Genomic DNA, 8,324 nt, shown 5'->3' on the forward strand with positions numbered 1-8,324 from the left:
TCCTCCCCGGCACGGGGAGGTGGCGCGGCGCAGCCGTGACGGAGGGGCAGCCAAGCAGCGAGATCGCCCGTGTCTGCCCCACCACCACTCGGCTGCGCCGAGCGGTCCCCCTCCCCGTGCCGGGGAGGAGTTGAACGTCATCCCGCCCGCGCGGCGCGCCAGGCGTCGGCGATCTCGTTGAGGCTCGCCGCCGCCGCGCGGAACGGCGCAGGGTCGGTGCCGACGGAGGCATCCACCACGGTACGGCGGATGCCGGCGTAGAGCCGCGCCAGCGTCGCCGACACATCGCCGCCGCGCTCGAAATCGAGGCCGGATTCCAGCGCGAACAGGATGGCGGTGGCGCGCGTCACGCGCTCGCTCTTGGTGCGCAGCTGGTTGTTCTCCACCGCCCAGGCCGCGGCCCGAAGCGCCGACACCAGCTCCTCGTACAGCAGCTGCACGAGGCCCGGGCCCTGCGCCTCGGCGGTGCGGCCGACGACGTCGATCTGGCGGTAGGTGGCGTAGGGGTCGCCGGAAAGCGCGGTCGCGTAGGCCATCAGCTATCCTTGTTCCACGCCTTGATCTGGTTTTCGAGAAAGGTCTGCGTCGCCTTGTAGGCGGTGACCCGGCTGTTCATGCTGGTGAATTGCTGCGTCAGCCGGGTAGTCATCGCATCGGATTGCGAGGTGATGCTGTCCTGCTGCTTCGACAGGTCCTTCTGCGCCGCGGTATAGGTCGCGGCCGAAGCGCCAAGGCCGTAGACGCTGCTCGATGCGGCCAGCGAAATGCCGGACAGCGAGCTTTGCAGCCCCAGTGCGTTGCTGGCGGTCGGCGCGAACATCGCCTCCACCTCGTCCGGATAGGCGGCGAGCACCCGGTTGAGCGTGGTCGTATCCACCTTCAGCGTGCCGTCGCGGTTGGTGGCGATGCCCAGCTGCGCCAGCGTAGTCGGCGCGCCGGGCGTGGCGCTCGACACCATCGACTTGGTGGTCAGCCCCTGCAGCGAACGCATCAGCGTGCGCGCCGCGGTGTCCGACTTCAGGTCGCCGTCGACCGGGTCGGTCTCGCTCTTCACGCTCGCATAGACCTGGTTGTAGGTGTCGACGAAGTCGCTCACCGCCTGCGCCAGCGCGCTGGTCGGCCGGGTGCTGCCGAGCGACACCGGCGCCGCCGACACGGCGTTGAGTTGCAGCTTCACGCCGGGGACGAGGTCGCTGATCGTGTTGCTGCTGCGCTGCACGCTGACGCCGTCGACGGTCAGCTTGGCATTGCCGGCGGTGCCGGTCAGCGTGCCGGCGTTGACGCCGACGTTGAACTGGTTGAGCGCGCTACCCGTATCGTCCGCCTTCAACGTAAAGGCCTGCGCCGCGCCGGTGGTGCCCTTCAGCGACAGCACGGACTTGCCGTCCTGATCGGCGATGACGGTGGCGGTGACGCCGCTCTTCGCCGCGTTGATCGCGGCGGCGATGCCGTCCAGGCTGCCGTCGGTGACGTTGATCGACACGGGCGTGCCGCTGCCGGCGGTGAAGCCGGTCATCGTGGCGCCGTCGCCGCTGTACGTCGCGGTGCCCAGCGTCAGCGTCAGCGTGCCGGTGGCGATCGATGCGGTCCGGTCGGCGATCGCGGCGGAGCGCGCGCCCTGCGCGGTCGCAAGCTGGCTGACGGTGATGCTGGAGGACAGCTGGCCGACCTTCGCACCGCTGATCGCGGAGGCGGAGACGATCGCGCTGTTCGAACTCACCGGCTGGGTTTGCAGCGTGCCGCCGCCGGTCAGCGTGCCGAGGGCGGTGGAGAACTGGCTGATCGTGTTCTTGAGCGTCGAGGTCGCGGAGATCTGCGCGGTCAGCGCATTGGTCTTGGCGGCGAGCGCGGCATTCTTGGCGGCGAACTGCGCGGTGACGAGGTTGGTGACCAGCGACGCGGTGTCGACGCCCGACCCGGTGCTCAGCGAGGTGAGGACGCTCTGCGCCGCGGACTTGGTGACGTTGGCGGTGCTCGCCGCCGTGGTCGCCGGCGTCGGGGTAGGGGTGCTCGTCGTTGACGTGGTGGTGACCATGGTTCGCTCGCCTCGCGCTTCATGAATGTTAACGGCCGCCGCCGGAAATCCTTAAGGCGTTTTCTTCGCGATCTTGATGCCGTGCTCGTCGAAGCGGGCGCTCTCCGGCACGTCGATCGGCGGCTGCGCGGTTCCGCCCGCCGCGGCGTTGAGGTTGAAGACGAAGGCGAGCACGGTGGCGATGGCGACATACAGATCGTCGCGCACCTCCTGGCCTTCGCGGCTGGTGTAATAGACCGCGCGGGCGAGCATCGGATATTCGAGGATCGGCACGCGCGCCTCGCCCGCCACCTCGCGGATCGCCAGCGCCGTCGCACCGCGGCCCTTGGCGACCACCACCGGCACCTGGTCCTTGCCGCGATCGTAGCGCAGCGCGACCGCGAAATGCGTCGGGTTGGTGAGCACGACATGCGCCTCCGCCACCGCCTTGCGCACGCCGCCCTTGGCCATCGCCCGCTGCACGCTGCGCTGATGGCCCTTGGCCTCGGGCGAGCCTTCGGTTTCCTTATGCTCGTCGCGCACCTCCTGCTTGGTCATGCGCAGCTTGCCGAGCAGCTGGATGATCTGGATCGGCACGTCGAACAGGGCGATCGCGACCAGCCCCGCCGCCATCGCGATCATGATGCCGGTGAAGGTGCCGCCGAGTTCCGCCACCGCATCGCCCAGGCTGGACGAGGAGAGGCCCAGCGTCGCCCGGCTCGACTTCCACAGCATGTAGCCGCCGATCACGGCGAGCAGCACCACCTTGAGCAGCGACTTGCCGAGCTCGATCCAGCCCTGCGGCCCCAGGATGCGCTTGAGGCCAGAGGCGGGGTTGATGCGATTGCCCTTGAAGGCGATCAGCTTGTTGTTCCAGGTCAGCGAACCGAGGCCCGCCGAGCTGACGATGGTCGCGATCACGCTCACCGCGAACAGGGTGATGAGCGATGGCAGCAGCTTCCACCCCGCCTGTTGCAGCGGGCGCCAGGGTGAGAAATCCTCGACGTCGGCACGGTCGAACTGGAAGCTCGCCGCCATCACCGCCTTGCACGCGGCGATCAGCGAGGGGCCGGCGAAGATCAGCCAGGCGACGCCCGCCATCACCACCAGCGCGGTAGCGAAATCCTTGGACTTGAGGATGTTGCCGTCTTCGGCAGCCTTTTGCTTGCGCTTGGCTGTCGGGGCTTCTGTCTTGTCGCCACCCTCGCTCATCAGCCGCCCACCAGGCCCTGCGTGGCGGCGAGCCCTTCGCGGACGATGACCAGCATATAGTCGCCCATCGCCGGGAAGGCGACGGCGAGCGCGATCACGCCGACCGCCAGGCTGGCGGGCAGGCCGACCGAGAACAGGTTGAGCGCGGGTGCGGCGCGGCTGACCATGCCGACGATGAGGTTGAGGCACAGCAGCAGGAAGCCGACCGGCAGCGCCAGCAACAGCCCGGCAAGAAAGGCGTAGCCGCCGAAGAAGGCGATCTGCTTCAGCCGGTCGGGCGCGATCCAGGTGCCGGGCGGCATCGTCTCATAGCTCTTCACCAAGAGCTCGACGAGCACGAGGTGGCCGTCGACCGACAGGAACAGCAGGGTCAGCATGATCGTGAAGAACTGGCCGAGCGCCGGGCTCGACCGGCCGTTCTGCGGATCGATCGACGAGGCGAAGCCGATCCCCATCGATCCGCCGATGATCTCGGACGCGATCGCCGGCGCGGCAAAGCCGATCTGGAGGATGAAGCCGATCGCCGAACCGACCAGCGCCTCGGCGAACACGGCAAGGAAGGTCGCGACCGCGAAGATCTGTGCCGGCGGCGTGACCGGGTGGACCGACAGCACGAACACGCCGATCGCGCCGGACAGGCCGACGCGCACCGGCAGGGGAATCGACACCGCGCCGAACACCGGCGCGACGACGAACGCCGCCCCGATGCGGATCATCACGAAGATGAGCGCCCAGAGCTGGGGTTCGATGGCTAAGCCGAATCCTAGCATGGCGCAGCCTGCGAGAGCGCGCGCGCCGCGCGCCACGCAGGCAAGCCCGGCCGACGGGTCGGCAGCGCCGAACCCGATCGACGCGGCTTTGCCGCGGCGGGATCATCACCCAGCGAGCGGCAGCGCCGCGGCAGAGCCGCGTCGTCGATCCTCGGCGATGCCGAGGTCGGCCGGGCTTGCGCCCCGGCTGGCGCCGGCCGCGCGGACGTGGCCGCGCTGGCGCTGCGCCTCACTTAACCAGATCCGGAATGCGCTCGAACATGCCGACGGTGAAATCGCTCAGCAGCCCCAGGATCAAGCTCCCGAAGATCATGATCGAGAACGCCACCACCAGCAGTTTCGGCACGAAGCTCAGCGTCTGTTCGTTGATCGAGGTCGCCGCCTGGATCATGCCGAGGATCAGGCCGGCGAGCAGCGCCGGGATCAGGATCGGCGCGCTGGCGAGCGCGAGCACCCACATCGTCTGGTTGGCGACGGTGAGGAAATAATCGGCGTCCATCGTCACATCCTGAAGCGGTGGCCAAGCCCGCACCGTTTGGCCTGAGCCTGTCGAAGGCCCTGAGTCTCACCGTGCTTCGACAGGCTCAGCACGAACGGAGGAGGGGTTCACGTCGCGAACGAATTGGCGAGGCTGCCCATGGTCAGCGCCCAGCCGTCGACCAGCACGAACAAGAGCAGCTTGAACGGCAGCGAGATGATCGTCGGCGACAGCATCGCCATGCCGAGCGCCATCAGCACCGTCGCGACGACGAGGTCGATGACGATGAACGGCAGGAACATCAGGAAGCCGATCTGGAACGCCGTCTTCAATTCCGAGGTGACGAAGGCGGGCAGCAGCACCGCGAAGGGGATGTCGTTGGACGAGGCATAGGGGCCGGACTTTGCCATGTCGGCGAACATGGTGACGTCCTTGATCCGTGTCTGCTTGACCATGAAGGCGTGCAGCGGTGCGCCCGCGCGCTCGATCATCTGCGTGCCGGCGAGCTGGCCCGCGGCATAGGGCTGGATCGCTTGGCTGTTCATCTGGCTGATCGTCGGCGCCATGATGAACAGCGACAGGAACAGCGCGAGGCCGATCAGCACCTGGTTGGGCGGCGTCTGTTGCAGCCCCAGCGCCTGGCGCAGCACCGCAAGCACGATGACGATCCGGGTAAAGCTGGTCATCATCAACAGGATGCCCGGCAGGATCGTCAGCAGGCCCATGATGATGAGGACCTGGAGCGACAGCGACAGCGGCGCAGACTGCGTACCACCCGAGGCGGCGCCCGAACTCAACTGGCCGAGCGCGCGGTCCACCGCATCGCCGACACCGGGCGCCGGCGCGGCGGGTGCGGCCTGCGCGAAGGCCGGCATCGCGACGAGCAGCGCGAGCGCGATGGCGAGGATCGCCCAGACCCATTTGTACGAGCGGCGCTCCTCCCGCATCCCCGTCATCCCGGACGTGTTCCGGGATCCACCTGTCCGCACGCTCACCGGCCGCTGGTTGCGCGTTCCGGCGTGACGGCGGGCTTGAGGTGAGCGGCTTGCCTTGAACAGCGAAGGGCCGGCGCCGAAGCGGGTGATCGTCGGGGTCACTGGTCCACCTTGTCGATCAGGGCGACGCCGCCGCGGCCGACCGAGACGAGCAGGCGCTTGCCCTCGAAATCGAGCACCGCGAGGCGCAGGCCCGGCGAGATCATCATGGTTTCCTTGACCGCGATCAGCCGGTTGCTCGGCTTGGCGCCGGGCATCCGCGTCTCCAGCTTGCGCCAGGCGTAGAGGCAGCCGATCATCAGGCCGCAGACCAGCGGCAGCAGGATGACGAGCTTCAGGATATAGGACCAGAGCATCGGATCAGCCCCGCTTGTCCGGCGACACCAGCTCGGTCATCCGCACGCCGAAGCGGTCGCCGACCGTCACCACTTCGCCGCGGCCGATCAGCGTGCCGTTGACGAACACGTCGAGCAGTTCGTTCGCCTGCCGGTCGAGCTCGATCACGCTCGATTCGCCCAGCGCCAGCAGTTCGCGCAGCGTCAGCTGGGTCGAGCCGATCTCGACGGTCAGCTTGACGTCGACGTCCTGGAGCAGCCGGAAATTGGCGGCCACTCCTCCATCGACCGGAAATCCGCCGGTCATGTCGTTCATGCGTCAGGTCCTTCGTGTTCGATACGGGCAAGATGGGTGAGGCGGACGGCGGCGTGGCCGTTGGAGGTGCCGACCGTGCCGCGCCCCAGGCAGTCGCGGCCGACCATCACCGGCACCTCGGGTCCGAAGCTGATCGGGATCACGTCGCCGGCTTTCAGGTTCATCAGCAGCGACAGCGGCACCACCGGCTCGGCGAGCACCGAGCGGATCGGGAAGCGCACGTTCATCGCCGCACGGGTCAGCGAATTGCGCCAGGCGGGGTCCGCCTCCGCCTTGTCGAGCACCTTGCCGGTCAGCGTCGGCGCATGCGGCTTCAGCGCGGTGACGGGGTAGAGCAGGTCGATGAACACCGGCCGGTCCTCGCCCGCGGCCAGGCCGAAGCGGGTGACGATCATCGCGTCCTCGGCATCGGCCGAGAGCATTGCCGCATTCACCTCGACCCGCGCCGGCGTGAAGTCGATCCGGGCGAGCGGCTCCCAGGCGGCGCGCAGCGGCGCGGCGATCGTGGTGCCGATCTTCGCCACCATCGCCTCGGCAGCGGGAGAGAATTCGGCCGGGATCGTCGCAGGCGCGGCGCCGGTGCCGCCGAAGAACAGGTCGAGCAGTTCGAGCACGAACACGCCGTCCAGCACGCACAGCCCGGTCGCGCCCTGCGGCGCCATCACCAGCGGCAGCCAGGCGGTCAGTCCGTCGGCCCGCTCCGCACGGTAATCGCCGAAGCGCTGCACGACCAGCGGTTCGGCCCAGGTGCGTACCTCGCGCCGCAGCAGCGGCTCGAACACGCCGCGCAAGGATCGCGCGAGCCGCGCCGACAGGTGCTGCAGCGTATGCAGGTCGCCGAACGGATTGAGCTTGGTCGCGCCCAGCCCCGCCGCATGCGCGGCGGGTGCGCGATCCCGCGTCCGTCGGTCGGTGGTTGCTGCGGCGTTAACCATGCCTCACTGAACAACGAAATTGGTAAAGTAGACGTTACTGACGCCGCCGAATCCCTCTTTTTGTTCGAGAACGGCGTTGATCGCCTTGGCCAGCCGCTTCTGCATCTGCTCCTTGCCGGCGGAGGTGAACACCTGCTCCTCCGGCGTGTCGCCCAGCGTCAGCAGCACCGCCGAGCGCACGGCGATGTCGTTGGTCTTCAGGTTTTCGATGACCGTGTCGTCATAGGGGGTGGAGATGGCGATGCCGACCTGGATGACGTGCACCGATTCCTGCAGGTTGGACGTGAACTGCGGGTCCATCGTGTAGTAATTGGAGGCATAACGATCGCCGTCGCCGCCCGAGGGCGGATGCTTGCCGCCGCTGCCCGACGATTCGCCGCCGCCGCCATGGCCGCCTTCACCCTCGCCGCCGGCGGCGGGGCGCTTCTGTTCGGACTTGGGCACCAGCTTGGGGCCGTGGTCCTCGGCCGCGGCGCCGTGGCCGCCGCCGACCAGGCCGCTGCTCGCCGCGTAGACGCCGGCGCCCACGCCGCCGCCGACCAGCACCAGCAGCCCCAGGGCCATGACGATGATCTTCATCTTGCCGCCCTTCTTCTTGGGCGCGGTGTCTTCGGGTTTGTCGCTCATCGGGTTCGGTCCTCAAGGATAAGGGGTGTCAGGCGATGCGGCCGTTGCTGGCGGCATCGGATGTGTCGGCGCGGGCGCGTGCCGGCCGGTCGGGCTGGCGCGGCGCCGGCGCGGGTTGCTGGCGCGGCTGCTGCTGCTGTCCGGACTGGGCCTGCGCGGACTGGCCCTGCGTGGATTGACCCTGCATGGCCGGGGCGCCGTTCTGCCCGGCGTTGGACGCGGACTGCTGCTGGCCGTTCGCCTGCGACTGGCCGGATTGCGGCTGGTTCTGCGTCTGGTTCTGCGATGGCGCGGCGGGGGCGGCTTCGATCACGGTCTGCGCGATCCGCAGGCCGCGATCCTCGGCGATCGCGGCGAGCTTCGGCTGCGCATCCTCGATCAGCGCGCGCGTGGCGGGATCCTGGGCGGCGAAGCGGACGTGGATCGCATCGCCGACCGTCTTCACCGCGACGTCGATCGGCCCCAGCGCATCGGGGATCAGGCGGATGCGGGTGTCGTTGGCGTTCGCCGCATCGCGCAGCCGCTCGATATGATCGATCATCGCGGTCGGCCACGCCTGCTGCCGGATATCGACCACCGGCTGCGCGGGTTCCGCGATCGCGGCGGGGGGGGGGGGGGGGGAGGGGGGGGAGGCGGCGGGGG

At 68.8% G+C, this 8,324-nt stretch carries 11 protein-coding genes; all 11 read right to left on the reverse strand.

Translation table 11 applies throughout. The annotated features are described in order from the left end of the window. Window positions 1–137 precede the first annotated feature (137 nt). Window positions 138–536, reverse strand: a complete 399-nt coding sequence (fliS, locus tag ACTZQ5_RS12145) for a flagellar export chaperone FliS (protein ID WP_443585447.1) — start codon at window positions 534–536, stop codon at window positions 138–140. Next, window positions 536–2,035: a flagellar filament capping protein FliD gene (gene fliD, locus ACTZQ5_RS12150; protein ID WP_443585448.1), complete on the reverse strand. Its 1,500-nt coding sequence runs from the start codon at window positions 2,033–2,035 to the stop codon at window positions 536–538. Before fliD ends, fliS begins: the two co-directional genes overlap by 1 nt. A gap of 51 nt (window positions 2,036–2,086) precedes the next feature. Beyond that, a complete protein-coding gene (flhB, locus tag ACTZQ5_RS12155) occupies window positions 2,087–3,226 on the reverse strand; it encodes a flagellar type III secretion system protein FlhB (RefSeq protein ID WP_443585449.1) in 1,140 nt (379 codons plus the stop codon). Next, entirely contained in the window at window positions 3,226–3,996 is a 771-nt protein-coding gene (gene fliR / locus ACTZQ5_RS12160; protein ID WP_443585450.1) for a flagellar biosynthetic protein FliR, read from the reverse strand. The genes flhB and fliR overlap by 1 nt, the downstream gene beginning before the upstream one ends. Before the next feature lie 229 nt (window positions 3,997–4,225). After that, window positions 4,226–4,495 carry a flagellar biosynthesis protein FliQ gene (gene fliQ, locus ACTZQ5_RS12165; RefSeq protein WP_017980132.1) on the reverse strand — a complete coding sequence of 90 codons (270 nt, stop codon included), beginning with the start codon at window positions 4,493–4,495 and terminating at the stop codon, window positions 4,226–4,228. 107 nt (window positions 4,496–4,602) lie between these two features. After that, window positions 4,603–5,421, reverse strand: coding sequence for a flagellar type III secretion system pore protein FliP (gene fliP / locus ACTZQ5_RS12170; RefSeq protein WP_443585461.1), 819 nt, complete (start codon window positions 5,419–5,421; stop codon window positions 4,603–4,605). 146 nt (window positions 5,422–5,567) lie between these two features. Then, window positions 5,568–5,825, reverse strand: a complete 258-nt coding sequence (locus ACTZQ5_RS12175) for a flagellar biosynthetic protein FliO (protein ID WP_443585451.1) — start codon at window positions 5,823–5,825, stop codon at window positions 5,568–5,570. Between the two features lie 4 nt (window positions 5,826–5,829). Continuing rightward, window positions 5,830–6,120, reverse strand: coding sequence for a flagellar motor switch protein FliN (gene fliN / locus ACTZQ5_RS12180; protein WP_443585452.1), 291 nt, complete (start codon window positions 6,118–6,120; stop codon window positions 5,830–5,832). Continuing rightward, the gene (locus tag ACTZQ5_RS12185; protein ID WP_443585453.1) at window positions 6,117–7,055 is read right to left on the reverse strand and encodes a flagellar motor switch protein FliM; all 939 of its coding nucleotides are present in this window, start codon (window positions 7,053–7,055) and stop codon (window positions 6,117–6,119) included. The genes fliN and ACTZQ5_RS12185 overlap by 4 nt, the downstream gene beginning before the upstream one ends. 3 nt (window positions 7,056–7,058) lie before the next feature. Further along, window positions 7,059–7,682, reverse strand: a complete 624-nt coding sequence (locus tag ACTZQ5_RS12190; RefSeq protein ID WP_443585454.1) for a flagellar basal body-associated FliL family protein — start codon at window positions 7,680–7,682, stop codon at window positions 7,059–7,061. A gap of 28 nt (window positions 7,683–7,710) precedes the next feature. Next, window positions 7,711–8,324 (reverse strand): flagellar hook-length control protein FliK (locus tag ACTZQ5_RS12195; RefSeq protein ID WP_443585455.1); only part of this gene is annotated, 614 nt, incomplete at its 5' end.

Source organism: Sphingomonas cellulosilytica (assembly GCF_052321755.1).
Taxonomy (GTDB): Bacteria; Pseudomonadota; Alphaproteobacteria; order Sphingomonadales; family Sphingomonadaceae; genus Sphingomonas.